The following is a 25,133-nucleotide window of genomic DNA, read 5'->3' as shown; positions in this document are numbered from 1 at the left end:
CTACTTGGGCCGCCGCTGTGTGTTTACGCAGGTAGGGACCCCAGCTCCGATTGTGCCTTGCTACGAGAGCGACTCGCTCGCACTCGCCTCGTACGGCAGCAGCTCCGGGCGCTTGGCCGGGCGGCCGTCCCCGGAGGAGCGGCCCGTCAGCCGGCGGCCGATCCAGGGCAGCAGGTGCTGCCGCGCGAAGCTCAGATCCTGGGAGCGGCGCACCGCCCAGCCCGGCGCCACGGCGGGTGCGAGCGCGGCCCGCCAGTCCTCCTCGGGCGGCAGGCCCAGCGTCTGCCAGACCGCCTCCGCCACCCGTCGATGCCCCTCGGCCGTCAGGTGCAGCCGGTCCACGTCCCACATGCGGGGGTCACCGAGGACGTCGGCCCCATACAGGTCCACCACCCGCGCTCCGTGCCGCGCGGCGAGCTCCTCGACCATGGCGAAGAGCTCTTCCATGCGCGGCCGGAAGCGTTCCATCACCGGCCCGTTGCGTCCCGGCGAACGCATCAGCACCAGCGTCCCGCAGGACGGGGCCAGCAGGCTGACGGCCTTCTCCAGGTGCCCGCGGACCCGCCCCATGTCGACCTTGGGCCGCAGCGCGTCGTTCAGCCCGCCCACCAGCGTCACCACATCGGCGCGCATCGCTGCCGCCACCGGCGCCTGCTCCTCGGCGATCTGCCCGATCAGCTTGCCGCGGACCGCGAGGTTCGCGTAGCGGAAGCCGGGCTCGCGCGCGGCCAGCCTGGCGGCCAGCAGATCGGCCCAGCCCCGGTAGGAGCCGTCGGGCAGCAGGTCGGACATGCCCTCGGTGAAGGAGTCGCCGACCGCGACGAAGCTGGTGTAGGAGGCATTCATTTCCATGGGGGAGCGATGTTACCGCGAGGTATTACGGCCCCGGCAGGCCGGGGCCGTAATACCCCGGGCGCGGAAGCTCAGGCCGAGGCGGGCCTGCCGAACAGCTCGCGCAGCACGTCCTCCATCGTCACCAGGCCCGTCATCACACCGGCCGGCCCCAGGACCGCCGCGAGGTGCGTCCGGCTGCGCCGCATCGCGGTCAGTACGTCGTCCAGCGGGGTTTCCGCCCGCACCTGGGCGATCTGGCGCAGCGCGGACACCGGGAACGGCTGGTCGCGCTCAGGCCCGTTCGCATCCAGGGCGTCCTTGATGTGCAGGTAGCCGAGGATCCGGTGCTGCCCGTCGATCACGGGGAAGCGGGAATAGCCGGACTCCGCCGACAGGCGCTCCAGCCCTGCCGGCGTGATGCCCTCCCGCGCCACCACGACCCGCACCGAGGGCAGCACCACGTCCTTGACCGGCCGCCGGCCCAGCTCCAGGGCGTCGTGCAGCCGCTCGCTCGCCCGGTCGTCGATCAGCCCCGCTGCGCTGGAGTCCTTCACGATCCGGGCCAGCTCGTCGTCCGAGAAGGTGGCCGATACCTCGCTCTTGGCCTCCACGCGCAACAGACGCAGCAGGGTGTTGGCGAAGGCGTTGATCGCGAAGATCACCGGCCTCAGCGCCCGCGCCAGGGTCACCAGCGGTGGTCCCAGCAGCAGCGCGGTGCGTACCGGCTCGGACAGGGCCACGTTCTTCGGCAGCATCTCGCCGAAGAGCATGTGCAGGTACGTCGCGAGGGCCAGCGCCACCACGAAGGAGATCGCGTGCGTCACCCCCGAGGGCACGCCGAACAGGTCGAACAGCGGGGTGAGCAGGTGGGCGATGGCCGGTTCGGCCACGACGCCGAGCACCAGGGTGCACAGCGTGATGCCCAGCTGCGCGGCCGCCATCAGCGCCGACACGTGCTCCAGGCCCCACAGCACGGAGCGCGCCCGCCGGTCGCCGTGCTCGGCGTAGGGCTCGATCTGGCTGCGCCGGACCGAGATCAAGGCGAATTCGGCGCCGACGAAGAAGGCGTTGACGACCAGGGTCGCCAGGCCGATCAGCAGTTGCAGGACCGTCATCGGGCCCCCTCCTCGTCCACGGGGTGCGGGGGCGCGGCCGGCATGTGCAGCAGTACTCGCGCGGCGCGGCGCCCGGTGGCGTCCACCACGTCCAGCTGCCAGCCGTCCAGCTCCAGGGTGTCGCCGACGGCCGGGATCCGGCCCAGCTCGGTCGCCATCAGCCCGGCGAGGGTTTCGTACGGCCCGTCCGGCACCCGCAGCCCGATCTGCCGCAGCTGATCGGTGCGGGCGGCGCCGTCGGCGGAGTAGAGCACGCGCCCGGCGGCGTCCTTACCGGCGGGAGCCAGGTCGGGGGTCTCGTGCGGGTCGTGCTCGTCGCGCACCTCCCCGACGACCTCCTCCACGATGTCCTCCAGGGTGGCCACCCCGGCCGTGCCGCCGTACTCGTCGATGACCACGGCCATCGTCTGCTTGCCGGACAACCGGTCCAGCAGCCGGTCCACGGTCAGGGACTCGGGCACGAGGAGCGGCGGACGCAGCAGCCGGGAGACCGGGTGGAGGCGCCGCTGCTCGGCGGGCAGGGCGAGGACGTCCTTGATGTGGACGGTGCCGACGACTTCGTCGAGGGTGCCGCGGTAGACGGGGAAGCGGGACAGCCCGGTCGCGAGCGTCGCGTTCGCCACGTCCTCGGCGGTGGTCTGCACGTCCAGGGCGGTGACCTGGACGCGCGGGGTCATCACGTTCTCCGCGGTCAGGTCGGCCAGGTTCAAGGTCCGCACGAACAGCTCGGCGGTGTCCTTCTCCAGTGCGCCCGCCTTCGCGGAGTGGCGGGCCAGGGCCACCAGCTCCTGCGGGGTGCGGGCGGAGGCCAGCTCCTCGGCCGGCTCCATGCCGAACCGGCGGACCATGTGGTTCGCGGTGGTGTTCAGATGGCTGATGAACGGCTTGAAGGCCCGGCTGAAGACGCGCTGCATCGTCGCCACGCGTTTGGCGACGGCGAGCGGGGAGGAGATCGCCCAGTTCTTCGGCACCAGCTCGCCGACGACCATCAGGACCACGGTCGACAGCACCGTGCCCAGGATCAGGGCGGTGGAGGAGGCGGCGCCCGGCGACAGGCCCATGGCCTCGAACGGCCCCTGGAGCAGGGCGGCGATCGAAGGTTTGGAGATCATTCCGATGACCAGGCCGGTCACGGTGATGCCGAGCTGGGCCCCGGACAGCTGGAACGTCAGGCTGCGGACGGCGGCCAGGGCGCTCTCCGCCCCGCGCTCACCGCGCTCGACGGCTCTCTCCAGCTCGCTGCGCTCGACGGTGGTCAGCGAGAACTCGGCCGCCACGAAGGCGCCGCAGGCAAGGCACAGCAGCAGCGCCACGGCGAGCAGGAGCACTTCGGTCATCGTCCGGTCACCTCCGTCCCATGATCAGCCCGGCGGCGGGCTGCCGCGCGGTGTCGGGTGCCGGATCGGTGGTCGGGGTACCGGGAGACTCGCCCATGGGCGGAGGCTCACACCTTTCGTCGGAGGCCTCGGCTCGGCCCGGAATGGGATCCGGGGAGCCGCTTCCCCCTAGGGTAAAGGACGGGCAAAGAGAGAGGATCATTCTTTTGGCGGAGCGCCCGCCGATGGTGGGATTCCGGACATGAGCGATCTTCATATCGGGCCTGCGTCGGCCGCCGACCTCACCACCGTGCTGGACTTCTGGAAGACCGCGGCCGAGGGGACGAGTATCAGCGACGACCTTCCCGGGATCGAGCGGTTGTACGCCCGCGACCCGCAGGCCCTGCTGCTCGCCCGGCGCGACGGTGAACTGGTCGGCACCGTGATCGCCGGGTTCGACGGATGGCGATGCCACCTGTACCGGCTCGCCGTGCACCCGGGGCACCGGCGCCGGGGCATCGGGACGGCGCTGCTCGCCGCCGCGGAGGAGCGGTTCGCGGCGCTGGGCGGCCGCCGTGCGGACGCGATGGTGCTCGACCGGAACGAGCAGGCCCACGGAGCGTGGAGCGCGGGCGGGTACCACCCCGAGGACCACTGGACGCGGTGGGTCAAGCCGCTGGAGGCGTTCAGGGCCTGAAGGGGCGGCGGGCCGAGCCGATGACGCAGTACGAGGTGGGGAAGGCCGGTCCGCGGGCGGGCAGCCGGAAGCTGCGGCAGGAGACGATCCGGAAGCCGGCCGCCTCGATCGCGGCGAGGGGGTCGCGCGCGGTGTGGCACCCGCCGAAGAGGTGGGGCCACACGGTCCGGTCCAGGGCGCGCTGGACCCCGGCCATCCCGCGGGTCGGGGCGCGGCCGTGCTCGAAGAAGCGGAGCTCGGCGTCGGGGCGGAGCACTCGGTGGAGCTCCGAGAGGGAGCGGTGCAGGTCCCGTACGGAGCACAGCACCAGGGAGGCCACGGCGGTGTCGAAGGCCTCGCTCTTGACGGGAAGGGCTTCGGCGGAGCCGGGCACGACGTCGACGGGTACCTCGGACCGCAGGGCGGCGTCGGATGCGAGCCGGCGCAGCAGGGGATCCGGTTCGACCGCGACCACCTCGGAGACGGCGCGCGGGTAGTGGGCGAAGCTGAGGCCGTTGCCCGCACCGATCTCGATGACGCGACCGCTCACTCCGTGCAGGAGCTCCTCGCGGAGGGCGGGGAAGGTGGCGTGCCGTTCGGCGGCGGCGCTCGCTCGGGCGTAGAGGCGGGCGAAGACGGGGTGTTGGGTGCGCGGCGGCATGGGAGCTCCCGGGGGACGACTACGTTGAGTCTCCCCGCGCGGAGCACTTGCATCCCCGGGAGCCGGGGGCTGGTGCCGGCCCCGTCGGATCGGCTTCCCCGGTCGGCATCCCCGGGCCGGCTTCTCCGGGCCGGCTTCCTCGGGTCGGCTTTCTCCGCGTCGGCTGCGGAGGGGACCGGGAGCGGTCCCCTCCGCAGCCGGCTGCGTCAGGGCTGCCAGGCGGTCTGGAAGGCGGACGCCGACCACGTGCCCGACAGGGACGGGGCCAGCCAGCCGGGGGCCGCCGTGCGGAAGACCGCCGGCGGGAGGCTGCCCGAGGACTCCGGGACCGCACCCAGGAGCGGGGCCCCCGCGCTGGACGGGAGGTCCTCCAGATTGCAGCGGCAGGCCAGGTCCGGCTCCGCCGGCCAGCTGCCGATGACCACACCCAGCGGTTCCAGGCCGCGGGCGCGCAGGGCTTCGGTGGTCAGGGTGGTGGAGTTGAGGGTTCCGAGGGACGCCGGGGCGACCACCAGGACCGGGGCGTCCAGCAGCCGGGCTGCGTCCGCCAGGGTGTGGCCCGCCTCGTCGAAGCGGACCAGGAGGCCCCCGGCGCCCTCCACCAGGACCAGGTCGTGCGAGGCGGCGAGCCGGTTCGCGGCCTCGGCGACGGCGGCCGGGGAGACCGTGGGCAGTCCGGAGCGGCGGGCCGCCGTGTCCGGGGCCAACGGCTCCGGGTAGCGGGCGAGTTCCAGGGCGGTCACCGAAGGACCCGCCAGGCGGACCGCTTCGGCCGCGTCGCCCGGTTCCGCCGGGCCCACGCCCGTCTGGGCGGGCTTGAGCACCGCCACCGACCGGCCCGCGGCCACCGCGGCCGCGGCGACGGCCGAGGTGACCACCGTCTTGCCGATCTCCGTGCCGGTGCCCGAGACCATGAGTACGGCCATGTCAGCCCTCCTCCGCCGCCGCGCACACGGCCCGGCAGATCCGCGCCACGTCGGCGTCACCCGTGACGAACGGCGGCATCGTGTAGACGAGGTCCCGGAAGGGGCGCAGCCAGACGCCCTCCCGGACCGCCGCCCGGGTGGCCGCGGCCATGTCGACCTCGTGCGTCAGCTGGACCACGCCGATCGCGCCCAGCACCCGGACGTCCCGGACACCCGGCAGCTCCCGGGCCGGGGCCAGGCCCTCCAGCAGGCCCGCCTCGATGCGCTTGATCTCGCGCGGCCAGTCCTGGCCGAGGAGCAGGTCGATCGAGGCCAGCGCCACGGCCGTGGCCAGCGGGTTGCCCATGAAGGTCGGCCCGTGGGCCAGGACCGGCACCTCGCCCTGCGAGATGCCGGCCGCCACCCGCTCCGTACAGAGGGTGGCCGCCAGGGTGAGGTAGCCGCCCGTCAGGGACTTGCCCAGGCACATCACGTCCGGGGTGATTCCCGCATGGTCCGCCGCGAACAGTGCGCCGGTGCGTCCGAAGCCCGTCGCGATCTCGTCCAGGACGAGCAGCACGTCGAACTCGTCGCACAGCTCGCGCAGGACGCGCAGGTACCCGGGGTTGTGGCAGCGCATGCCGCCCGCGCCCTGGACCACCGGCTCCACGATGACCGCGGCCACCTCGTCCGCGTGCGCCGCGAACAGGGAGCGCAGGTGGGCGACGTACGCCGGGTCCACCGGCGTGCCGAAGCCGCTCGGCGGCGCGTCCGCGAAGAGCTGGCGGGGCAGGACGCCCGACCACAGCTCGTGCATGCCGCCCTCGGGGTCGCACACGGCCATCGGCTGCCAGGTGTCCCCGTGGTACCCGCCGCGCCAGGTCAGCAGGCGGGCCTTGGCCGGGCGGCCGATGGAGCGCCAGTACTGGAGGCACATCTTGACGGCGACCTCGACCGAGACCGAGCCCGAGTCGGCGAGGAAGACGTGCTCCAGGCCGGGCGGGGTGATCTCGACCAGCTTCGCGGCCAGCCGGACGGCGGGCTCATGGGTGAGCCCGCCGAACATCACGTGTGACATGCGCCCGAGCTGATCGGTCGCCGCCTCGTTCAGGGCCGGGTGGTTGTAGCCGTGGATCGCCGACCACCACGACGACATGCCGTCGACCAGCTCGTCCTGACCCTGCGAAGGCTCAGCGAGCCGCAGCCGCACCCCCGAGGCGGAGGAGACGACCAGCGGCTCCTGCCGCCCCGGCATCGGCCCGTACGGGTGCCAGACGTGCTGCCGGTCCAGCGCGAGCAGTTCTGCGGCCGGCAGCGGGGGGTGGTGCGGTCCGGGCGTGAAGGGGTGGTGCGGATCAGGCATTGGGGGCGAGATCCGTTCCCGCGCCGCGGCGGCGTACGGCCACCAGGTCGGGGCGGACCTCGCCCGCCGGGGCCTGCCCCTGCGCCGCCCGGGCGGCCACGGGCTCGTGGTCGTGGCCCGAGCAGCCGCCGCAGGCCGAGCCGCAGCCGGCCTCCGCCGCCGAGGAGCCGCACGGCCCGTGGGCCGGGACCGCCGCGTCGGAGCGGTGTGCGGGCAGGGTCGTCGTACCGGCGCCCTCCACCTCGAAGCCGGCGTCCGCGATCATGTCCAGGTCGGCCTGGCCGGCCTGGCCCTCACTGGTGAGGTAGTCGCCGAGGAAGATGGAGTTGGCCACGTGGAGCGCGAGCGGCTGCATCGAGCGCAGGTGCACCTCGCGGCCGCCGGCGATCCGGACCTCCACGTCGGGGCAGACGAAGCGGACCATCGCGAGGATCCGCAGGCAGCGCTGGGGGGTGAGGTTCCACTCCTTGGCCAGCGGGGTGCCCTCGAAGGGGATCAGGAAGTTGACCGGCACCGAGTCCGAGTCCAGCTCGCGCAGCGAGTAGACGACGTCCACCAGGTCCTCGTCGCTCTCGCCCATGCCCGCGATCAGACCGGAGCAGGCGGACAGGCCGGCGGCGTGCGCCTTCCGCACGGTGTCGACACGGTCGGCGTAGGTGTGGGTCTTCGTGATCTGACCGTACGTCGCCTCGGACGTGTTGAGGTTGTGGTTGTAGGCATCGGCGCCCGCGTCCTTCAGGCGCTCCGCCTGGCCGTCCGAGAGCAGGCCGAGGCACGCGCACACCTCGATGCCCTCGTTCTCCTCCTTGATCGCCTCGATGGTCTTGCCGACCCGCTCCACGTCCCGGTCCGTCGGGCCGCGCCCGCTCGCCACCAGGCACACGCGCTTCGCGCCGCCGGCGACTCCGGCCGCGGCGGCCTGGGAGGCCTCCTCCGGCTTGAGCCACGTGTACTTGAGGATCTCGGCCTTCGAGCCCAGCCGCTGGGAACAGTAGGAGCAGTCCTCCGGGCACAGCCCGGACTTCAGGTTGACCAGGTAGTTCAGCTTGACCCGACGCCCGAACCACTGGCGGCGCACCTTGCCGGCCGCGGCCACCACGTCGAGCAGTTCATCGTCGGAGGTCGCCAGAACGGCAAGCGCCTCTTCGCGGGTCGGCAGCTCGCGCCGCAGCCCCTTGTCCACCAGGGTGTTCAGCAGGTCCATGACGCCGATCCTGGACCACACGACCACTCCCGGCCAAGGAGAGATCGCACAACATGGCCGGAACGGAGTGTGTGGATCGCCACATCTGACACTCAAGTCCCGCCCACTAGGGTCAGGCAGGTCTGTGGACAGCCGACAAAACGCGAGGACCCGCCGATGCCCCAGCCCCACCCCGAACCCGCCGACGTCTTCGCCTGGATCGACGACGCGGAGCGGGCCCGTGAGCAGGCCGGACTCGTCCGGACCCTGCGTCCGCGCCCGGCCTCCTCACCGCTCCTGGACCTGGCGAGCAACGACTACCTCGGGCTCTCCCGGCATCCCGAGACCGTGCGCGGTGCGCGGGACGCGGCGGAGCGCTGGGGCGCCGGGGCCACCGGATCGCGTCTCGTCACGGGCACGACCGAGCTTCATGCGGAGCTTGAGCGCGAGCTCGCCGCCTTCTGCGGTTTCGAGGCCGCGCTCGTGCTGTCCTCCGGGTACGCGGCGAACCTCGCCGCCGTCACCGCGCTCAGCGACCGGGGCACCCTCGTCGTCTCCGACGCCGGGAACCACGCCTCGATCGTCGACGGCTGCCGACTGTCCCGGGCGGAGACGGCCGTGATCCCGCACGCCGATCCGGAGGCCGCGCGCAAGACGCTCGGCACGCACGACGGCCGGGCGCTGCTGGTCAGCGACTCCGTCTTCTCCGTGGACGGGGACGCCGCCCCGCTCTCCGCCTACGCGGCGGCCTGCCTGGACGAGGGCGCGGCCCTGGTCGTCGACGACGCCCACGGGCTCGGTGTCCTCGGCGAGGGCGGCCGGGGCGCTCTGCACGCGGCGGGGCTCGCGGGCGCACCCGGGGTGGTCGCCACGCTGACGCTCTCGAAGTCCCTGGGCAGCCAGGGCGGAGCCGTACTCGGTCCGGCCAAGGTGATCCGCCACCTGGTCAACACCGCCCGGACCTTCATCTTCGACACGGGGCTGGCCCCGGCCGCGGCCGGCGCGGCGCTGGCGAGCCTGCGCCTGCTCGCGCGGGAACCGGAGCGGGCCGGACGGGCCCGCGAGGTGGCCGACCGGCTCTACGGGCGGCTCACCGCGTCCGGCCTGACCGCGGCCAGGCCGGACGCGGCCGTGGTGTCGGTACGGGCCCCGTCGGCTTCGGCGGCACTGCGCTGGGCCGCCGACTGCCGCGAGGCAGGTCTGTCCGTGGGATGCTTCCGTCCGCCGTCGGTGCCGGACGGCATCTCCCGGTTGCGGCTGACCGCTCGGGCCGATCTCACGGGGGACGAGATCAACCGGGCCGTCGAGACGATCCTTGCGACCGCCCCGGCCGCAGCCGTGGACCTCTAGAACATCAGGCGGGCACGTCCGCCCGTACGGATGCGAGGAAGCCGTCCCAGGCCGGCCCGGTGAAGAGCACGGCCGGGCCGTCCGCCCGCTTGGAGTCGCGGACGGCCAGCAGGCCGTCGCCGAGGACGGCCGCTTCCACGCAGTTGTTCATTCCGGTACTGCGGCTGCTTCGCCGCCACCGCGCGCTGATCAGAAGTCCGCTCGTGGAGAGGGGGGTTGCGGACACGGGAGTGCCTCCTTACGCGTCGTCAGCGAGTGCGCTGATGAGATCCGACGAGTCCTGGGGCGGGAGGGCGTGCGCCTGGATGGTGCGGAACGCGGCGCTGTACGCCTCAAGGTCTTCCTTCCGCTCCAGATAGAGGCTACTCGTCAAATGGTCGAGTACCACCACATCCAGATCGGCGATGTTCGGAAATGAGAAAATAACGAACGGTCCGGTCAGGCCGAGATGACCCCCCACGCTGAACGGCAGTACCTGGAGCCTCACTTGGGGCAGGCGCCCCACCTGCACCAGATGCCTCAGCTGCGCCGCCATCACCCCCGGCCCGCCGATCTGCCGGCGCAGCACCGCCTCGTCCAGGACGGCGCTCAGCTCCAGCGGGGGATCGGCCCGCAGCACCGACTGCCGCGCCATCCGTACGTCGACCAGCGCGTCCACCTTCGGCTCCGGCAGCCCGCCCAGCGCGGCCCGGGTCACCGCCCGCGCGTACTCGGCGGTCTGCAACAGGCCCGGGACCACGGAGAGTTCCACGGTACGGGCGGAGCGGGCACCCGCTTCGAGGCTGATGAAGTCCCGGTACTCCTGGGGCAGCAGCCCCCGGTAGTCGTGCCACCACTGGCGCCCGCGCCCGGCCTCCCCGCCCGGCCCGGGACCCGCGGCCGAGGCCGACAGGGCCTCCAGCAGCGCCCGCTGCTCGGGACTCACCACCTCCGCGTACACATCGAGGAGCAGCCGGATGTCCTCCGGTTTGACGCCACTGCGCCCCGTCTCGATGCGGCTGATTTTCGACTGGTGCCACCCGACGATCCGGGCCGCCTCACCACTGGTGAGTCCGGTACGGTCGCGCAGGGCGCGCAGTTCCTCGCCGAGCTTGCGCCGACGCACCGCGGGACCGTGCTGCATACCCGCCTCCTTCCACCGGCACAGACCGCACCAGTCTGCCGCCCAAATAGGTTCTTCCGTAGCAGAGTTCACCGCATTGAGCGACAGATATATGCATATCGTGGGGTAACGGCAGCCCGGACGGGACGATGGGTGGCACTCTGGCGTCCAGCACAGATCCGGGGCGGATCCGCCCCGGTGGGAAAGGGACCGTCTCCATGGCAGATCACCAGGAAGCATCCGTCACTCTGCCGAGCGATCCCGCCTCGGTCGCCGCCGCCCGCCGCTACGTCGCGGACGTGCTGGGCGAGTGGGGGCTGTCCGACGAAGCCGAAATCGCCGACAGCGTCCGGCTGATCGTCTCCGAGCTCGCCACCAACGCCGTGCAGCACACCTTCGGCCAGTCGCCCACCTTCACCGTGGACGTCCGACTGGAGCGCGGGGAATGGCTGCGCGTCGGTGTGACCGACAGCCACCCCCGCTGGCCCAGGCGGCTCCCGGCCGCCGTGCAGCAGGACAACGGCCGGGGCATGGTCATCATCCGCTGGCTCACGGCCGAGGCGGGTGGCCGGCTCTCCGTCAGTCCGACCGAGGACGGCGGGAAGACGGTGTGGATCGCCCTGCCCTGGCCGGTCGGCGCCGACGCCCCGGCGCCGAGCACCACCGGCTGTTGAGCACCGCTCAGACCAGGCCCCGCTCCACCGCGCTGCGCTCGATGCACAGTTCGTTGCCCTCGGGGTCGGCCAGTACCGCCCAGCCGGTGCCGTCCTCGTTGCGCCGGTCGTCCACGAGCTTCGCCCCGAGCCCGATCAGCCGCTCGACGGTCTCGTCGCGGGTTCCGGTGGGCGGCTGGATGTCCAAGTGGACCCGGTTCTTCACCGTCTTGCCGTCGGGCACCCGGATGAACAGCAGACCCGGCACACCGGGCTGCCCCGGCTCCAACAGGATCTCGTCGTCGTCCGCCAGGTCGTCCGGGTGGATCGGGAAGCCGGTCACCGCGGACCAGAAGGTGGCGACCTTGTACGGCTCCAGGGCGTCGAACGTGATGTGCCGGACAGGGTTGAGAAACATACCTCTCCTCTGAAGGGGCCGGCCCGTATACGGAACCGGCTGTGGAGGCGGCCCCGGAGTTGAACCGGGTGTCCTGACGAAACGTGGGTTAACGCGACGGAAAAGCGCGGGCCCTACCGTGTCGGCCACGGCCTTCCGTCAATGATCACCCATCCGTCGGCAAAGCGGCGGTGCTCGGGACGGAAAGCCTTTCCCTGCGTTGGGCAAGACACGCTTGGCTCGGATATGTGCAGGTCAACAAAGTGTTGAAGGCCGCTAGAGTCGGCCCGGCGCGCAGAGTTGATCTTGTCCTGGAAGCTTGGTGATACGAGTGCAACTGACACCGCACGAGCAGGAAAGACTGCTCATCCACGTCGCCGCCGACGTGGCGGAGCGGCGCAAGGCGCGCGGGGTCCTCCTCAACCACCCCGAGGCGGTGGCCCTGATCACGTCGCACATCCTCGAAGGGGCCCGCGACGGACGGACGGTGGCCGAGCTCATGGCCTCCGGCCGCACCGTCCTCGGCCGGACCGAGGTGATGGAGGGGGTTCCCGAGATGATCCACGACGTCCAGGTCGAGGCGACCTTCCCGGACGGCACCAAGCTCGTCACCGTCCACGACCCGATCGTCTGAAGAGGAGCACCTCCCATGATCCCCGGCGAAATCGCCTACGGGGACGGCCCGGTGCGCCTCAACGAGGGCCGCCCCGTCACCCGCCTCACCGTGCTCAACGCCGCCGACCGGCCCGTCCAGGTCGGCTCCCACTACCACTTCGCCGAGGCCAACCCCGGTCTCGACTTCGACCGCACCGCCGCGCACGGGCTCCGGCTCAACATCGCCGCCGGGACCGCCGTCCGCTTCGAGCCGGGCATTCCGGTCGCCGTGGAGCTCGTACCCCTGGCCGGGCTGCGCACCGTACCCGGACTGCGCGGGGAGACCGGGGGGCCGCTCGATGGCTGAGCTGAACAGGCAGGCCTACGCCGACCTCTTCGGGCCCACCACGGGCGACCGGATCAGGCTGGCCGACACCGACCTCTTCGTCGAGATCGAGGAGGACCTCAGCGGCGGACCCGGACGCTCCGGCGATGAAGCCGTCTTCGGCGGCGGCAAGGTGATCCGGGAGTCCATGGGCCAGGCCCGCACCACCCGCGCCGAGGGCGCCCCCGACACGGTGATCACCGGAGTCGTCGTGCTCGACCACTGGGGCATCGTCAAGGCCGACATCGGAATCCGGGACGGCCGGATCTGCGGCATCGGCAAGGCCGGCAACCCCGACACCATGGACGGGGTGGACCCCCGCCTCGTGATCGGCCCCGAGACCGAGATCATCGCGGGCAACGGGAAGATCCTCACGGCGGGCGCCATCGACGCCCACGTCCACTTCATCTCCCCGACCGTCATCGACGAAGCCCTGGCCTCCGGGATCACCACCCTCGTCGGCGGCGGCACCGGCCCCGCCGAGGGCACCAAGGCCACCACCGTCACTCCCGGACCCTGGCACCTCGCCCGGATGTTCGCCGCCCTGGAGTCCTACCCCGTCAACATCGGGCTCCTCGGCAAGGGCAACACCATGTCCCGCGAGGCCATGCACTCCCAGCTGCGCGGCGGCGCACTCGGCTTCAAGATCCACGAGGACTGGGGGGCCACCCCCGCCGTCATCGACGCCTGCCTCGACGTCTGCGAGGAGACCGGCGCACAGGTCGCCATCCACACCGACACCCTCAACGAGGCCGGATTCGTCGGCGACACCCTCGCCGCGATCGGCGGGCGGACCATCCACTCGTACCACACCGAGGGTGCGGGCGGCGGGCACGCCCCCGACATCATCACCGTGGTCTCCGAGCCGAACATCCTGCCCAGCTCCACCAACCCGACCCGCCCGCACACCGTCAACACCATCGAGGAACACCTCGACATGCTGATGGTCTGCCACCACCTCAACCCGGCCGTCCCCGAGGACCTCGCCTTCGCCGAGTCGCGGATCCGGCCGTCCACCATCGCCGCCGAGGACGTCCTGCACGACCTCGGGGCCATCTCCATCATCTCCTCCGACGCCCAAGCCATGGGCCGCGTCGGAGAGGTCGTGCTGCGCACCTGGCAGACCGCCCACGTGATGAAGAAGCGGCGCGGCTTCCTGCCCGGCGACGGCCCCGCGGACAACCACCGCGCCCGCCGCTACGTCGCCAAGTACACGATCAACCCGGCCGTGGCCCAGGGACTCGCCCGGGAGATCGGCTCGGTCGAGACCGGCAAGCTCGCCGACCTCGTGCTCTGGACTCCGGCCTTCTTCGGGGTCAAGCCCGAGGCCGTCATCAAGGGCGGCCAGATCGCCTACGCACAGATGGGCGACGCCAACGCCTCCATCCCCACCCCGCAGCCGGTACTGCCCCGGCCCATGTTCGGCAGCCGCGGCCGGGCCCCCGGGCTGAACTCGGTCAACTTCACCGCCCAGGCCGCGCTCGACGACCACCTTCCGGAACGGCTCGGACTCGGCAAGGAGTTCGTGGTCATCGAGAACACCCGCAAGGTGGGCAAGACGGACATGCGCAACAACGACGCCATGCCGAGGGTCGAGGTCGACGCCGACACCTTCACCGTCACCATCGACGGGGAGGCCGTCGAGCCGGCGCCCGCGGTGGAACTGCCCATGGCACAGAGATACTTCCTCTTCTGATGAGGACGGCCCGATGAGCCTCGCCACCCTGCTCGTCCTCGCCGACGGACGCTTCCCCGCCGGCGGCCACGCCCACTCCGGCGGGGCGGAGGCCGCCTGCAAGGCGGGCCGGATCCGGGACGCCGCCACGCTCGCGGAGTTCTGCCGGGGCCGCCTGCACACCGCGGGGCTGGTCGCCGCCGGCCTCGCCGCGGCCGCCGCCCACGGCCTCGACCCGGCGGAGCTCGACGCATTCGCCGACGCCCGCACCCCCTCGCCCGCGCTGCGCTCCGCCGGGCGGCGGCTGGGCCGGCAGCTGCTGCGGGCTGCCCGGGCCACCTGGCCCGCCGCCGAACTGGACGCGCTGGCCGCCGCCTTCCCGCGCGGGGCCCACCAGCCCGTCGTCCTCGGCATCACGGCCCGGGCCGCAGGGCTCGGGCCGCTGGACGCCGCGCACGTCGCGGCGTACGAGAGCGTCAGCGGTCCCGCCACCGCGACCGTCCGGCTGTTGGGCCTGGACCCCTTCGAGGCCAGCGGGGTCCTGGCGGGCCTCGCCCCCGAACTCGACGCCGTGTCCGGTCAGGCCGCGGGCGCCGCCCTGCTGGCCCGCCACGAGGGTCTGGACGCCCTGCCCGCCGCCTCCTCGCCGCTGCTGGACATCTCGGCACAGGTCCACGCCGAGTGGCCCGTACGGCTCTTCGCCTCCTGACCCCACCCAAGGAGAACCATGCACCTCGACCACGGTGTGACCTACCCCCGCCGCCACACCCACAGCGCCGCGCCGCTACGGGCCGACGGCTCGCGCCGCGCCCTGCGCATCGGACTCGGCGGCCCCGTCGGCTCCGGCAAGACGGCCACCGTCGCCGCTCTCTGCCGCGCCCTGCGGGCCGAACTGTCCATGGCCGTCGTCACCAACGACATCTACACCCGCGAGGACGCCGAGTTCCTGCTGCGCGAGGCGGTGCTGCCGCCCGAGCGGATCGCCGCCGTGGAGACGGGGGCCTGCCCGCACACGGCCATCCGCGACGACATCTCCGCCAACCTGGAAGCAGTGGAGGAGCTGGAGGACGCCCTCCGGGAGCACAGCCCGCTCGACCTGGTCCTCGTCGAGTCCGGCGGGGACAACCTCACCGCCACCTTCTCCCGCGGGCTCGTCGACGCCCAGATCTTCGTCATCGACGTGGCCGGCGGAGACGACATCCCGCGCAAGGGCGGCCCCGGCGTCACCACCGCCGACCTGCTGGTCGTCAACAAGACGGACCTCGCCCCCCACGTGGGCTCCGACCTGGACCGGATGGCCCGCGACGCCGCCGAGCAGCGCCGTGGACTCCCCGTCGTCTTCCAGTCCCTGCGCGGCGCCGAGGGGGTGGCCCCCGTCGCCGCATGGGTGCGTGAGCGGATCGCCGCCTGGGCCGTACGGTGACCAGCGCGCCCCCGGCCGCCGCTCCGGCCGCAGACCCCGCCGACCTGTCCACCGACCTCCCGGCCGCCCACCCCGCCCCGGCTCCGCGCGGCCTGCGGGCCACGGCCCGGATCGGGGCCGTCGCCGACGGCCGGGGTGGCACCGCGCTGCCCCTGCTGGCCGGGGACGGGCCCCTCGCGCTGCGCCGCACCCGCGGCGCGGCCGACGAGGCCGGTGTCATGCTGGTCGGCGCGATGAGCGCGCCGCTCGGCGGGGACCACCTCCGGGTCGAGGCCACCGCCGGCACGGGGGCGCGGCTCGCCCTGGCCTCGGCGGCGGCGACGCTGGCGCTGCCCGGCCGCGGCGGTGAGCCCGCGCGGTACGACGTACACCTGAGCCTGGCCGAGGAGGCGGCGGTGCGATGGCTGCCGGAACCGCTCGTCTCCGTCCGCGGCAGCGACCTGCGGGTCCGCACCCGCGCCGAACTCGCCCCCACCTCCCGGCTGCTGCTGCGCGAGGAGCAGGTGCTGGGGCGCACCGGGGAGGGCCCCGGCCTGCTGCGCAGCCGACTGACCGTCACCCGGGGCGGGCGTCCGCTGCTGGACCAGGAGCTCTCCTGCGGGCCGGGCGCGCCCGCCGGCTGGGACGGTCCGGCGGGGCTGGCCGGCCACCGGGCGCTCGGTCAGGTCCTGTTCGTGGACCCGCGGTTCACCGGGGCCCCACCCGCCGCCGCGGTGCTCGGGGAGTTCGCCGCCGTCACTCCGTTGGCCGGTCCTGCGGTGCTGGTCACGGCGCTGGCCCCCGACGCCCTTCGGCTACGGGAACTGCTCGACGCGGCGTGTCGCACGTACGGCTGGTGATCGCCGAGTAAACCTGGGACGAATCCGACACCGCTCAGCGGTACACACCTTTCCGGTTATCGGGTTGGCAAAGAACACGACCGAGCTCTGTTGTCAGGTGTAGGTCAGACGGAAGGATCCACCTGCACCATCGACCGAACCCGACTGAACTCGGCCGCTCCTGGCCGGGTCTGATGCAGGGGGAACAACCACGTGATACGCAAAGCAGCGCTGGGGAGCGCTGCCACTCTGATCACCGGCGCGCTGTCCGCTGGTCTGCTGCTGGCCCCTCCGGCCGCGGCGGCGACCACCCGCGACAACGGGGTTCCGGAGGCGCTGGGCGTCCAGCTCGCCGCCGCCCGGGCCGCGCGCACCGGGATCGAGTGGAAGGACTGTCCCGCCGACTGGGGCTTCGAGGCCCCGATCCAGTGCGGTTGGGTCAAGGTCCCGCTCGACTACGCCAAGCCGTTCGGCAAGACCATCGAACTCGCGCTCGACCGTGCGGTCAGCACGGGCACCAAGGAGGAGCGCCAGGGCGCACTCATCTACAACCCGGGCGGTCCGGGCGGCTCCGGCATGCGCTTCCCGCGCCGGGTCACCACCAAGTCCCCGCTGTGGGTCAACACCTCCAAGGCGTACGACTTCGTGGGCTTCGACCCCCGCGGTGTCGGCCACTCGGCGCCCATCTCCTGCATCGACCCGCAGGAGTTCGTCAAGGCCCCGAAGGCGGACCCGGTCCCGGACACCGAGGCCGACAAGAGCGCCCAGCGCAAGCTCGCCGCGGAGTACGCGGACGGCTGCAAGGAGCGCAGCGGCGAGATGCTGCCGTACATGACCACGCCGAACATCGCGCGTGACCTGGACGTCATCCGCGCCGCCCTCGGCGAGAAGAAGCTGAACTACCTCGGCGTCTCCTACGGCACCTACCTGGGCGGCGTCTACGCCACCCTGTTCCCGACCCACGTGCGCCGCATGATCGTGGACAGCGTGGTCAACCCGGAGCAGGACAACATCTGGTACCAGGCCAACCTGGAGCAGGACGTCGCCTTCCAGAAGCGCTGGAACGACTGGCAGGACTGGGTCGCCAAGAACGACGCCTCCTTCCACCTCGGCGACACCCGCGCCAAGGTCGAGGCGAAGTGGCAGCAGCTGCGCGCCCAGGCCAAGGCCAAGCCGCTCGGCGGGGTCGCCGGTCCGGCGGAGCTGATCGGCTTCTTCCAGGGCGCCCCGTACTACGACTCCTCGTGGGTCCCGGTCGCCAAGGCGTTCAGCGCCTGGGCCGCCGGTGACGAGAAGCCGCTGATCGATGCGACCGCCCCGGACATGTCCGACATCGCGGGCAACATCGCCTCCGAGAACGGCAATGCGGTGTACACCGCGGTCGAGTGCGCCGACGCCAAGTGGCCGACCAGCTGGGCCAAGTGGGACCGGGACAACAGCAAGCTGCACGAGCAGTACCCGTTCCTGACCTGGTCCAACGCCTGGATGAACCTGCCCTGCGCGACCTGGAAGTCCAAGCAGAGCAAGCCCATCGAGGTCGGCGCCAAGCACGGCCTGCCGCCGGTCCTGATCGTCCAGTCCGAGCGCGACGCGGCCACGCCGTACGAGGGTGGCGTCGAGCTGCACCGCCGCCTCGCCGGCTCGCGTCTGATCACCGAGCAGAACGCCGGCTCGCACGGTGTCACCAGCCTGGTGAACCCCTGCATCAACACGCGCGTGGACAGCTACCTGCTGACCGGCAAGGTCGACGCGAAGGACGTGACGTGCGGCCCGCACGCCGCTCCGGTCGCCCCGGCCCCGGCCGCCGCCAAGGCGCTCGCCGAGGCTCCGGCGTCCGCCTTCCCGGCGCAGGAGGAGCTGCCGGCCATGCGCTAGGCCCGGCCGTACTCGGCTGAGCTCCGGCAGAAGCAGTAGGCAGTAACCGCAAGGAGCAGTACGGGAGAAGGCTCAGCGCATCCGGCGCCGGGCCTTCTTCCGCGCTTGCTCCTCCTCGGCCTTCACCTCGGCGGCGTACCGGTCGACGTACTCCTGGCCGGACAGTTCGAGGACCGCGTACATGATCTCGTCGGTGACGGCCCGCAGGACCGCCCGCTCGCCCTCCAGTCCGGCGTACCGCGAGAAGTCCAGCGGCCGGCCGAAGCGGATCGTCACCCGCCGGATGTTGGGGATCTTTTGCCCGGGCGGCTGGATCTCGAAGGTGCCGACCATCGCGCACGGGATGACCGGCACCCCGGCCCCCAGCGCCATCGCGGCCACCCCCACCTTCCCCTTGTAGAGCCGCCCGTCGTGCGAGCGGGTGCCCTCCGGGTAGATGCCCAGCAGCTCGCCCTTGGCCAGCACCCCGAGGCCCTCGCGGAGCGCGGCCTGCCCGGCGTCCCGCCCGGAGCGGTCCACCGGGATCTGCCCGGCGCTGCGGAAGAAGAAGGCGGTCAGCCGCCCCTTCAGTCCCGGGCCGGTGAAGTACTCGGCCTTCGCGAGGAAGGTGATCCGCCGTTTGAGGATCGCGGGCATCAGGAAGTGGTCGGAGAAGGACAGGTGGTTCCCCGCGACGATCGCGGCCCCCTCGGACGGGATGTTCTCCAGCCCCTCGATCCTGGGCCGGAACAGCAGCCGCAGCAGCGGGCCGAGCAGCACATGCTTGAGCAAGTGGTAGAACACCTGGGCACGGTCCTTTCACCTCGCGGTCACGTCAGTGTGGCGCACCCGGTGCCGGATGGGCATGGAGAACCAGAAGCCGATCGGCCGGGAGGCGCCGCGCGGGCACGGCGAGAGGACGAGCGGACGCGTCGCCCGTCGCGGACGGGCGCGGGTCGGCGGGGCCGGTGGGTCAGGTGTTGCGGGAGGCCGCCATCCCGGCGGTGAGGAGCCCCAGCACCACCCAGCCGAACCACAGCCAGCCGTTGCTGCCGAGGGCCACCGAGTACGTGGCGACGGCCACCAGGGCGGCGAAGGTCAGGACGGCCATCGCCTTCACGGATCCGGTCATGCCCCATGGTGGCGCGCGAAGGTGCTCCGGCGCTACTGGCCACGCGCCTGGAGCGAGGCCAGATACGAGTTGTACGCCTCCAGCTCCTGGTCGCCGTCGCGGTCCGCGGCCCGGTCGGCGCGCTTCGCCGCCCGCTGCTCCGAGTGGTACCACTGGTAGACCAGCGCGATCAGCACCAGCACCGAGGGGATCTCGCTGAACGCCCAGGCGATGCCGCCGCCCCACTGCTGGTCGAGCAGCGGGTCGACCCCGAGCGAGGCGGGCGGGTGGGCGTACGTCTTGATCATCGGCTGGCTCGCCATCATCAGGGCGATGCCGAAGAAGGCGTGGAAGGGCATACCGGCGAAGAGCTCCAGCATCCGCATCACGTAGCCGGGGCGGTGCGGACCCGGGTCCACGCCCATGATCGGCCAGAAGAAGACCAGGCCGACGGCCAGGAAGTGCACCATCATCCCGATGTGGCCGACCTTGCTCTCCATGAGGAAGTCGAAGATCGGCGTGAAGTACAGGGCGTACAGGCTGGCGATGAACAGCGGGATCGTGAAGACGGGGTGGGTGACCACCTTCATGTAGCGGCTGTGCAGCAGCATCAGCAGCAGCTCGCGCGGCCCCTTCACCCCCCGCGCGGCGGGCGGCAGCGCACGCAGCGCCAGCGTCACCGGTGCGCCGAGCAGCAGGAGGATGGGGGAGAGCATGCTGATCACCATGTGCTGGACCATGTGCACGCTGAACATGACCATGCCGTAGTCGTTCAGCTTGGTGCACATCATCAGGGCCACGCTCAGCACACCGGTGGTGAAGGCGATGGTCCGGCCCGCCGACCAGGCGTCCCCGCGCCGGCGCAGCCGCGCCACACCCCACAGGTACAGCCCGAGGCCCAGCAGCGAACCGACCAGGAAGAAGGCGTCGAAGGAGAACTCCAGCCCGCGCCCGAGAGTGAACGGCGGCAGGTCCATGTCCATGTTCATGTCCATGCCGTGACCGCTGTGATCCATCTGTCCACTCCCTTGACCTGTGGTGCCCCACCACAGTAGTGCCGCCCCCGGACGGGAACGCGTCCGGGGGCGGCACTCACCGTGTGACGAAGAAGGGAGGATGCATCCGATGCATCACAGAACGTTCTGCGCCTCGTCGTAGCGCTCCGCCGGGACCGTCTTCAGCGTCTGTACGGCGTCGGCCAGCGGCACCATCTCGATGTCGGTGCCGCGCAGGGCGGTCAGCATCCCGAACTCGCCGCGGTGGGCGGCCTCGACCGCGTGCCAGCCGAAGCGGGTGGCGAGCACCCGGTCGTAGGCGGTCGGGGTGCCGCCGCGCTGGACGTGGCCCAGGATCACCGGGCGGGCCTCCTTGCCGAGGCGGCGTTCCAGCTCGACCGCGAGCAGGTTGCCGATCCCGGCGAAGCGCTCGTGTCCGTACTGGTCGGTGCCGCCCTCCTGGAAGTCCATCGAGCCCGCCCGGGGCTTGGCGCCCTCGGCCACCACGACGATCGCGAACCGCTTGCCGGCGGAGAAGCGCTCGCCGACGATCGCCGTCAGCTCCTCTATGTCGAAGGGGCGCTCCGGTACGACGATGGCGTGCGCGCCGGCCGCCATGCCCGAGTGCAGGGCGATCCAGCCGGTGTGGCGGCCCATGACCTCGACGACCATCACCCGCTGGTGGGACTCGGCGGTGGTCTTCAGCCGGTCCAGGGCCTCGGTGGCCACCCCGACGGCCGTGTCGAAGCCGAAGGTGACGTCCGTCGATGCGATGTCGTTGTCGATGGTCTTCGGCACCCCGACGATCGGCAGACCGGCCTGCGAGAGCAGGTTCGCGGCCTTCAGGGTGCCCTCGCCGCCGATCGGGATGATGGCGTCCAGGCCGAGATCGGCGACGTGGCCGCGGGCGCGCTCCACACCGTCGCGCAGATGGGCGGGCTGGACCCGGGAGGAGCCGAGGATGGTGCCGCCGCGCGCCAGGATGCCGCTCACGGCGTCCAGGTCGAGCTTGCGGTAGTCGCACTCCAGCAGGCCCCGCCAGCCATCGTGGAAGCCGATGACCTCGTCGCCGTGGTCGACGACGGAGCGGTGCACGACCGAGCGGATGACGGCATTGAGGCCGGGGCAGTCGCCGCCGGAAGTGAGCACACCTATGCGCATGGCAGGAAGAGACCTTTGCAACGTGGGCCGACGACCGGACCACGTCGTCCGGTTGGAACTACCCGCCACCCTACAAGCGGATCCGCACCGGACTGAACCATCCTCCACATGCTGGTCGGATCCGTTCGTGCGAACGCACGTCGGCCCGGATCCCCTGGGGAATCCGGGCCGAACGCAGGGCTGCGCGGAGGTTACGCCGGCTGCGTCGCCGCCGAGATGCGCTCGGCGCGCAGCGCCTCGTACCACCGGTCGTCGATGGGCGGCAGCGCGTTCACGTCGAGGGCCAGCTTCAGCAGCAGGTCCGCGATCTGCGGGTTGCGGGCCATCACGGGTCCGTGCATGTAGGTGCCGAAGACCGTGTCGTTGTACGCGCCCTCGGTACCGTCGCCGGTGCCGTTGCCACGGCCCAGACGGGTGCGGGCGAAAGGCTTCGCCGTCGGGCCGAGGTGCGTGACGCCCTGGTGGTTCTCGAAGCCCGTCAGCTGCGGCAGGCCCAGCTGCGGGTCGATGTCGGCGAGCACGTCGCCGACGCACCGCTCGCCCTCGCCGCGCACGGTGACGACGTCCAGCAGGCCCAGGCCCTGCTGGCGCTCGCCCATGTCGTTGACGAACTCGTTGCCGAGGATCTGGTAGCCCGCGCAGACGGAGAAGACGATCGCCCCGTTCGAGACGGCCCGCTCCAGACCGCCGTCGCGCAGCAGCCGCTCCGCGGCGAGCCGCTGCGGCCGGTCCTCACCGCCGCCGATCAGGTAGATGTCGCCCGAGGTGGGGATGGGCTGGTCGCTGCGCACGTCCACGCGCTGCACGTCCAGGCCGCGCTGGCGCGCCCGGCGCTCCACCACGAGGGCGTTGCCCTGGTCTCCGTACGTGCTCAGCAGGTCCGGGTAGACCCACACCAGACGCAGGCTGTTGTCGCTCATGCTCTTGTCCTTGAGGGTTCTAGTTGCCGACGCGGCGGCGCACGTCCTGGAAGGCGGTGTAGTTGGCGATCAGCTCGATCTGCCCGGGCGGCGCCAGCTGCACGGCCTCGTCGAGGGTCTCGCACACCCGGAAGTCCAGTCCGGCGACTTCCAGGCGGACGGCCAGGTCCAGCTTGCGGTCGCCGATCACGAAGATCGGGTGGCCGGCGAGGCGCGGGTAGTCCACGTCCCACAGCCAGGAGGTGTCGGTGCCGTCGGCTCCGCGGGCGTTCACCGAGAGGATCACCGGGGTCGGCGGCGGGTCGATCAGCGAAAACGTTTCGAGCCAGCCCGCGGGGTTCTTCGCGAGCAGCAGGCGCAGCTCACGGCCCTGGAAGGTGACGACGTCGTAGCGGCCGGCGACGGCCTGCACCTGGTACATCCGCTCCAGCGCGACCTGCGGCGGGACGCCGAACACGGCGGCCACGGCGGCCGAGGTCGCGGCGTTCGCCTTGTTGGCGCGGCCGGGCAGCTGCAGGTGGATCGGCCAGGCGCTGCCGTGCGGGTCCAGCACGTGGTCGCCGGAGAGGACCCAGCTCGGGGTCGGGCGCCGGAAGCCGCACTCGCCGCAGAACCAGTCCTCGCCGGGGCGCTGCATCACGCCGCCGCAGGAGGGGCACGACCAGGCGTCGTCCTTCCACTCCTGGCCGGCGGCGACCCACACCACGTTCTGCGAGGAGGAGGCCGACCACACGATCAGCGGGTCGTCGCAGTTCGCGACGATGACGGCCTTGGAGCCCTGGAGGCCCTCGCGCCACTTCTCCGCCAGCATGCGGGTCTCGGCGGCGCGGTCCAGCTGGTCGCGGGAGAGGTTCAGCAGGGCGATCACCTTGGGGGTGACGTCCCGGGCCACCCCGGCGAGGTACTTCTCGTCGACCTCGATGACGCCGTACTTGGCGTCCGAGCCGCCCGCGAGTGCGGAGGTGATACCGGCCGGCATGTTGGCGCCGAGGGCGTTGGAGACGACCGGGCCGCTGGCCCGCAGGGCCTCCGCGATCAGGCGGGTGGTCGTGGTCTTGCCGTTCGTCGCGGAGACGAGGACGACGTCGAGATGCTGCGCCAGCGCGCCGAGGAGATCGGGGTCGAGTTTGAGTGCGACCTTGCCGCCGATCACCGATCCGCTTCCGCGTCCCGCGGCCCGCGACACCGCCGCCGCGGCCTTGCCCGCCGTCACGGCCAGCTTGGCCCGCGGCGAAAGCGGCTCCGTGTTGCCTGCCATCGTCCCTTGTCCTCCTTGCGTCGGTCGGCCCCAGCCTATCCAGTACCGGACGGGGCCCTGACCGCGGCGCCCCAGGCCGCCGCAGATCTCCTCATATATTCGCCCGTCGTAGGCTTACGGCCATGCGACAGCGCCTCATCCCCGGTACCACCGGCCTCGTCCGCACCATGAGCCTCCTGGGCGATCCGGTGCTCCACTCGGTGTGCGCGGAGGTCACCGAGTTCGGCCCGGCTCTCGACCGGCTCATCGAGGACATGTTCGCCACGATGTACGCGGCCGACGGCGTCGGGCTCGCCGCGAACCAGATCGGCGTCGGGCAGCGCGTGTTCGTCTACGACTGCCCCGACGACGAGGACGTCCGCCACGTCGGGCACATCGTCAACCCGCGGCTGGTGTCGGCCGACGGGGACGAGTTCCGCGGCCCCGAGGGCTGTCTGTCGCTGCCCGGCCTGGAGGCGGGCACGGTCCGCTTCGACCGCGCGGTCGTCGAGGGGGTCACCTCCGACGGCGCGCCCGTACGCGTCACCGGCACCGGGTTCTTCGCCCGCTGCCTCCAGCACGAGTGCGACCACCTCGACGGCACGGTCTACGCGGACCGGGTCGCGGGGCTGCGCGCCCGGCGTCTGCGCAGGGCGATCCGCCGGGCTCCCTGGGGCGGCGCCCAGCGGGGCTGAGCCGGCCGGGGCGGCGGGGGGCGCCCCGCGGCCCTCAGAAGCCCGGGCCGTCCGCGCGGTTGCCCGCGGTGGCCAGGCGGCCCCACAACAGGTCCGTCAGGCCTGCCACCAACTCCGCGCGCTCGCAGGGGCGTTCGCCGAGCCACCAGTCGCCGGCCGCGTGCATCATGCCGACGATGCCGTGCCCCCAGACGCGGGCGAGGCGTTCCCCGCCGGGGCCCAGGTCCACCCGCTCGCTGATCACCTTCGCGAGCTCCTCGCCCAGCCTGCGCAGCAGCGGGGCCGAGTGCAGTCCCACGTCGAAGCCGCGCTCGGCGGTGTGCGAGTCCTCGGCCGGGTGCATCAGGAACCGGTAGACCTGCGGGCGGGCCTCGATGGCGGCGAGGTAGGTGTCGAGGGTGGACTCCACCCGGCTGCGGCGCTCGGCCGGGGCGTCGAGTGCAGCCCGCAGCGAGTCGAGCAGGGCGTCGGTGTGCCGGACGGCGAGGGCCTGGTAGAGCCCCGCCTTGTCGCCGAAGTGCCGGTAGAGGATGGGCTTCGTGATGCCCGCCTCCGCCGCGATGGCGTTCATGGAGGCCTTGGGGCCGTCCCTGAGCACGACCCGGTCGGCCGCTTCGAGCAGCTCCCGCCGGCGGCGGTCGGCCGCTCCCGCTTCGCCGGCCTGCTGAGTGGTCTCCATGACGTGTTTCTCTCCCCGCCCTTGCGATGGT

The 25,133-nt window shown here is 72.2% G+C and carries 28 protein-coding genes; 11 read left to right on the top strand and 17 right to left on the bottom strand.

All coding sequences use genetic code 11. From position 1 onward, the window contains the following. Positions 1–60: 60 nt before the first annotated feature. The 3 genes from AC0666_RS26240 to AC0666_RS26230 form a co-directional block, all read right to left on the bottom strand. Entirely contained in the window at positions 61–852 is a 792-nt protein-coding gene (locus tag AC0666_RS26240; RefSeq protein ID WP_478708397.1) for an SGNH/GDSL hydrolase family protein, read from the bottom strand. 71 nt (positions 853–923) lie between these two features. After that, positions 924–1,949: a hemolysin family protein gene (locus AC0666_RS26235; RefSeq protein ID WP_468972007.1), complete on the bottom strand. Its 1,026-nt coding sequence runs from the start codon at positions 1,947–1,949 to the stop codon at positions 924–926. Beyond that, positions 1,946–3,286 carry a hemolysin family protein gene (locus AC0666_RS26230; protein ID WP_468972005.1) on the bottom strand — a complete coding sequence of 447 codons (1,341 nt, stop codon included), beginning with the start codon at positions 3,284–3,286 and terminating at the stop codon, positions 1,946–1,948. Before AC0666_RS26230 ends, AC0666_RS26235 begins: the two co-directional genes overlap by 4 nt. A 241-nt stretch (positions 3,287–3,527) precedes the next feature. Between AC0666_RS26230 and AC0666_RS26225 the strand changes: the two genes are divergently transcribed. Next, positions 3,528–3,962, top strand: coding sequence for a GNAT family N-acetyltransferase (locus AC0666_RS26225; RefSeq protein WP_468972003.1), 435 nt, complete (start codon positions 3,528–3,530; stop codon positions 3,960–3,962). Here AC0666_RS26225 and AC0666_RS26220 read toward each other — a convergent pair. The 4 genes from AC0666_RS26220 to bioB all read right to left on the bottom strand — a co-directional run bounded on the left by AC0666_RS26220 (position 3,952) and on the right by bioB (position 8,074). Then, positions 3,952–4,602, bottom strand: coding sequence for a class I SAM-dependent methyltransferase (locus tag AC0666_RS26220; RefSeq protein ID WP_478708396.1), 651 nt, complete (start codon positions 4,600–4,602; stop codon positions 3,952–3,954). The two genes, AC0666_RS26225 and AC0666_RS26220, sit on opposite strands and share 11 nt — an antisense overlap. 206 nt (positions 4,603–4,808) lie before the next feature. After that, positions 4,809–5,528, bottom strand: coding sequence for a dethiobiotin synthase (bioD, locus tag AC0666_RS26215; RefSeq protein ID WP_468586245.1), 720 nt, complete (start codon positions 5,526–5,528; stop codon positions 4,809–4,811). A gap of 1 nt (position 5,529) precedes the next feature. Then, on the bottom strand, positions 5,530–6,870 hold the full coding sequence (locus tag AC0666_RS26210; protein WP_478708395.1) for an adenosylmethionine--8-amino-7-oxononanoate transaminase: 1,341 nt from the start codon (positions 6,868–6,870) through the stop codon (positions 5,530–5,532). Continuing rightward, a complete protein-coding gene (gene bioB, locus AC0666_RS26205) occupies positions 6,863–8,074 on the bottom strand; it encodes a biotin synthase BioB (protein WP_468971997.1) in 1,212 nt (403 codons plus the stop codon). Before bioB ends, AC0666_RS26210 begins: the two co-directional genes overlap by 8 nt. Before the next feature lie 156 nt (positions 8,075–8,230). On the opposite strand from bioB, the gene AC0666_RS26200 reads away from it, so the two are divergent. Then, complete coding sequence (locus AC0666_RS26200) at positions 8,231–9,403, top strand: 8-amino-7-oxononanoate synthase (RefSeq protein WP_478708394.1); 1,173 nt, start codon at positions 8,231–8,233, stop codon at positions 9,401–9,403. A 4-nt stretch (positions 9,404–9,407) separates the two neighbouring features. Here the strand turns inward: AC0666_RS26200 and AC0666_RS26195 are convergent, their stop codons facing one another. Both AC0666_RS26195 and AC0666_RS26190 read right to left on the bottom strand, forming a co-directional pair. Then, entirely contained in the window at positions 9,408–9,629 is a 222-nt protein-coding gene (locus AC0666_RS26195) for a DUF397 domain-containing protein (RefSeq protein WP_468586237.1), read from the bottom strand. 12 nt (positions 9,630–9,641) lie between these two features. Then, a complete protein-coding gene (locus tag AC0666_RS26190; RefSeq protein WP_356851418.1) occupies positions 9,642–10,526 on the bottom strand; it encodes a helix-turn-helix domain-containing protein in 885 nt (294 codons plus the stop codon). Positions 10,527–10,723: 197 nt separating this feature from the next. Here AC0666_RS26190 and AC0666_RS26185 point away from each other — a divergent pair, with 197 nt between their 5' ends. Continuing rightward, entirely contained in the window at positions 10,724–11,179 is a 456-nt protein-coding gene (locus tag AC0666_RS26185) for an ATP-binding protein (RefSeq protein ID WP_468971992.1), read from the top strand. A gap of 7 nt (positions 11,180–11,186) precedes the next feature. Here the strand turns inward: AC0666_RS26185 and AC0666_RS26180 are convergent, their stop codons facing one another. Next, positions 11,187–11,576 carry a VOC family protein gene (locus AC0666_RS26180; RefSeq protein ID WP_468586232.1) on the bottom strand — a complete coding sequence of 130 codons (390 nt, stop codon included), beginning with the start codon at positions 11,574–11,576 and terminating at the stop codon, positions 11,187–11,189. Between the two features lie 310 nt (positions 11,577–11,886). Between AC0666_RS26180 and AC0666_RS26175 the strand changes: the two genes are divergently transcribed. From AC0666_RS26175 to AC0666_RS26145, 7 genes are all read left to right on the top strand, one after another. Beyond that, the gene (locus AC0666_RS26175; protein ID WP_468586387.1) at positions 11,887–12,189 is read left to right on the top strand and encodes an urease subunit gamma; all 303 of its coding nucleotides are present in this window, start codon (positions 11,887–11,889) and stop codon (positions 12,187–12,189) included. A 15-nt stretch (positions 12,190–12,204) separates the two neighbouring features. Continuing rightward, a complete protein-coding gene (locus AC0666_RS26170) occupies positions 12,205–12,516 on the top strand; it encodes an urease subunit beta (RefSeq protein WP_468971990.1) in 312 nt (103 codons plus the stop codon). After that, positions 12,509–14,230 (top strand): urease subunit alpha, encoded by a 1,722-nt coding sequence (locus AC0666_RS26165; protein ID WP_468971988.1) that lies wholly within the window; start codon positions 12,509–12,511, stop codon positions 14,228–14,230. Before AC0666_RS26170 ends, AC0666_RS26165 begins: the two co-directional genes overlap by 8 nt. 13 nt (positions 14,231–14,243) lie before the next feature. Further along, entirely contained in the window at positions 14,244–14,918 is a 675-nt protein-coding gene (locus AC0666_RS26160; protein ID WP_468971987.1) for an urease accessory protein UreF, read from the top strand. Between the two features lie 18 nt (positions 14,919–14,936). Continuing rightward, positions 14,937–15,632: an urease accessory protein UreG gene (ureG, locus tag AC0666_RS26155; RefSeq protein WP_468971985.1), complete on the top strand. Its 696-nt coding sequence runs from the start codon at positions 14,937–14,939 to the stop codon at positions 15,630–15,632. Positions 15,633–15,676: 44 nt separating this feature from the next. After that, complete coding sequence (locus AC0666_RS26150; protein ID WP_468972100.1) at positions 15,677–16,471, top strand: urease accessory protein UreD; 795 nt, start codon at positions 15,677–15,679, stop codon at positions 16,469–16,471. Positions 16,472–16,663: 192 nt separating this feature from the next. Continuing rightward, complete coding sequence (locus tag AC0666_RS26145; protein WP_468971983.1) at positions 16,664–18,325, top strand: alpha/beta hydrolase; 1,662 nt, start codon at positions 16,664–16,666, stop codon at positions 18,323–18,325. A gap of 72 nt (positions 18,326–18,397) precedes the next feature. On the opposite strand, the gene AC0666_RS26140 is transcribed toward AC0666_RS26145, so the two are convergent. The 6 genes from AC0666_RS26140 to AC0666_RS26115 all read right to left on the bottom strand — a co-directional run bounded on the left by AC0666_RS26140 (position 18,398) and on the right by AC0666_RS26115 (position 23,749). Continuing rightward, positions 18,398–19,108, bottom strand: coding sequence for a lysophospholipid acyltransferase family protein (locus AC0666_RS26140; protein WP_361720794.1), 711 nt, complete (start codon positions 19,106–19,108; stop codon positions 18,398–18,400). Between the two features lie 169 nt (positions 19,109–19,277). Further along, on the bottom strand, positions 19,278–19,436 hold the full coding sequence (locus AC0666_RS26135) for a hypothetical protein (RefSeq protein WP_385403024.1): 159 nt from the start codon (positions 19,434–19,436) through the stop codon (positions 19,278–19,280). Positions 19,437–19,468: 32 nt separating this feature from the next. Further along, on the bottom strand, positions 19,469–20,431 hold the full coding sequence (locus tag AC0666_RS26130; protein WP_478708393.1) for a cytochrome c oxidase assembly protein: 963 nt from the start codon (positions 20,429–20,431) through the stop codon (positions 19,469–19,471). Between the two features lie 114 nt (positions 20,432–20,545). Beyond that, entirely contained in the window at positions 20,546–21,571 is a 1,026-nt protein-coding gene (locus AC0666_RS26125) for a 6-phosphofructokinase (protein ID WP_361720803.1), read from the bottom strand. A 191-nt stretch (positions 21,572–21,762) separates the two neighbouring features. Further along, the gene (locus tag AC0666_RS26120) at positions 21,763–22,491 is read right to left on the bottom strand and encodes a type 1 glutamine amidotransferase (RefSeq protein ID WP_361720806.1); all 729 of its coding nucleotides are present in this window, start codon (positions 22,489–22,491) and stop codon (positions 21,763–21,765) included. 19 nt (positions 22,492–22,510) lie between these two features. After that, the gene (locus tag AC0666_RS26115; RefSeq protein ID WP_361720809.1) at positions 22,511–23,749 is read right to left on the bottom strand and encodes a MurT ligase domain-containing protein; all 1,239 of its coding nucleotides are present in this window, start codon (positions 23,747–23,749) and stop codon (positions 22,511–22,513) included. Between the two features lie 122 nt (positions 23,750–23,871). Between AC0666_RS26115 and def the strand changes: the two genes are divergently transcribed. Continuing rightward, positions 23,872–24,423 carry a peptide deformylase gene (def, locus tag AC0666_RS26110; RefSeq protein WP_478708392.1) on the top strand — a complete coding sequence of 184 codons (552 nt, stop codon included), beginning with the start codon at positions 23,872–23,874 and terminating at the stop codon, positions 24,421–24,423. Between the two features lie 34 nt (positions 24,424–24,457). Here the strand turns inward: def and AC0666_RS26105 are convergent, their stop codons facing one another. Next, complete coding sequence (locus AC0666_RS26105) at positions 24,458–25,102, bottom strand: TetR/AcrR family transcriptional regulator (RefSeq protein WP_468586214.1); 645 nt, start codon at positions 25,100–25,102, stop codon at positions 24,458–24,460. Positions 25,103–25,133 lie beyond the last annotated feature (31 nt).

The organism is Streptomyces sp. NPDC043680 (assembly GCF_056436685.1).
This window is presented reverse-complemented; position numbering and strand designations above follow the sequence as displayed.

Excerpts from the sequence above, each read along its gene's own strand:
- AC0666_RS26240 (WP_478708397.1), bottom strand. The coding sequence starts at position 852 with ATGGAAATGAATGCCTCCTACACCAGCTTCGTCGCGGTCGGCGACTCC.
- AC0666_RS26235 (WP_468972007.1), bottom strand. The coding sequence starts at position 1,949 with ATGACGGTCCTGCAACTGCTGATCGGCCTGGCGACCCTGGTCGTCAAC.
- AC0666_RS26230 (WP_468972005.1), bottom strand. The coding sequence starts at position 3,286 with ATGACCGAAGTGCTCCTGCTCGCCGTGGCGCTGCTGCTGTGCCTTGCC.
- AC0666_RS26225 (WP_468972003.1), top strand. The coding sequence starts at position 3,528 with ATGAGCGATCTTCATATCGGGCCTGCGTCGGCCGCCGACCTCACCACC.
- AC0666_RS26220 (WP_478708396.1), bottom strand. The coding sequence starts at position 4,602 with ATGCCGCCGCGCACCCAACACCCCGTCTTCGCCCGCCTCTACGCCCGA.
- bioD (WP_468586245.1), bottom strand. The coding sequence starts at position 5,528 with ATGGCCGTACTCATGGTCTCGGGCACCGGCACGGAGATCGGCAAGACG.
- AC0666_RS26210 (WP_478708395.1), bottom strand. The coding sequence starts at position 6,870 with ATGCCTGATCCGCACCACCCCTTCACGCCCGGACCGCACCACCCCCCG.
- bioB (WP_468971997.1), bottom strand. The coding sequence starts at position 8,074 with ATGGACCTGCTGAACACCCTGGTGGACAAGGGGCTGCGGCGCGAGCTG.
- AC0666_RS26200 (WP_478708394.1), top strand. The coding sequence starts at position 8,231 with ATGCCCCAGCCCCACCCCGAACCCGCCGACGTCTTCGCCTGGATCGAC.
- AC0666_RS26190 (WP_356851418.1), bottom strand. The coding sequence starts at position 10,526 with ATGCAGCACGGTCCCGCGGTGCGTCGGCGCAAGCTCGGCGAGGAACTG.
- AC0666_RS26185 (WP_468971992.1), top strand. The coding sequence starts at position 10,724 with ATGGCAGATCACCAGGAAGCATCCGTCACTCTGCCGAGCGATCCCGCC.
- AC0666_RS26180 (WP_468586232.1), bottom strand. The coding sequence starts at position 11,576 with ATGTTTCTCAACCCTGTCCGGCACATCACGTTCGACGCCCTGGAGCCG.
- AC0666_RS26170 (WP_468971990.1), top strand. The coding sequence starts at position 12,205 with ATGATCCCCGGCGAAATCGCCTACGGGGACGGCCCGGTGCGCCTCAAC.
- AC0666_RS26165 (WP_468971988.1), top strand. The coding sequence starts at position 12,509 with ATGGCTGAGCTGAACAGGCAGGCCTACGCCGACCTCTTCGGGCCCACC.
- AC0666_RS26160 (WP_468971987.1), top strand. The coding sequence starts at position 14,244 with ATGAGCCTCGCCACCCTGCTCGTCCTCGCCGACGGACGCTTCCCCGCC.
- ureG (WP_468971985.1), top strand. The coding sequence starts at position 14,937 with ATGCACCTCGACCACGGTGTGACCTACCCCCGCCGCCACACCCACAGC.
- AC0666_RS26135 (WP_385403024.1), bottom strand. The coding sequence starts at position 19,436 with ATGACCGGATCCGTGAAGGCGATGGCCGTCCTGACCTTCGCCGCCCTG.
- AC0666_RS26130 (WP_478708393.1), bottom strand. The coding sequence starts at position 20,431 with ATGGATCACAGCGGTCACGGCATGGACATGAACATGGACATGGACCTG.
- AC0666_RS26125 (WP_361720803.1), bottom strand. The coding sequence starts at position 21,571 with ATGCGCATAGGTGTGCTCACTTCCGGCGGCGACTGCCCCGGCCTCAAT.
- AC0666_RS26120 (WP_361720806.1), bottom strand. The coding sequence starts at position 22,491 with ATGAGCGACAACAGCCTGCGTCTGGTGTGGGTCTACCCGGACCTGCTG.
- AC0666_RS26115 (WP_361720809.1), bottom strand. The coding sequence starts at position 23,749 with ATGGCAGGCAACACGGAGCCGCTTTCGCCGCGGGCCAAGCTGGCCGTG.
- def (WP_478708392.1), top strand. The coding sequence starts at position 23,872 with ATGCGACAGCGCCTCATCCCCGGTACCACCGGCCTCGTCCGCACCATG.
- AC0666_RS26105 (WP_468586214.1), bottom strand. The coding sequence starts at position 25,102 with ATGGAGACCACTCAGCAGGCCGGCGAAGCGGGAGCGGCCGACCGCCGC.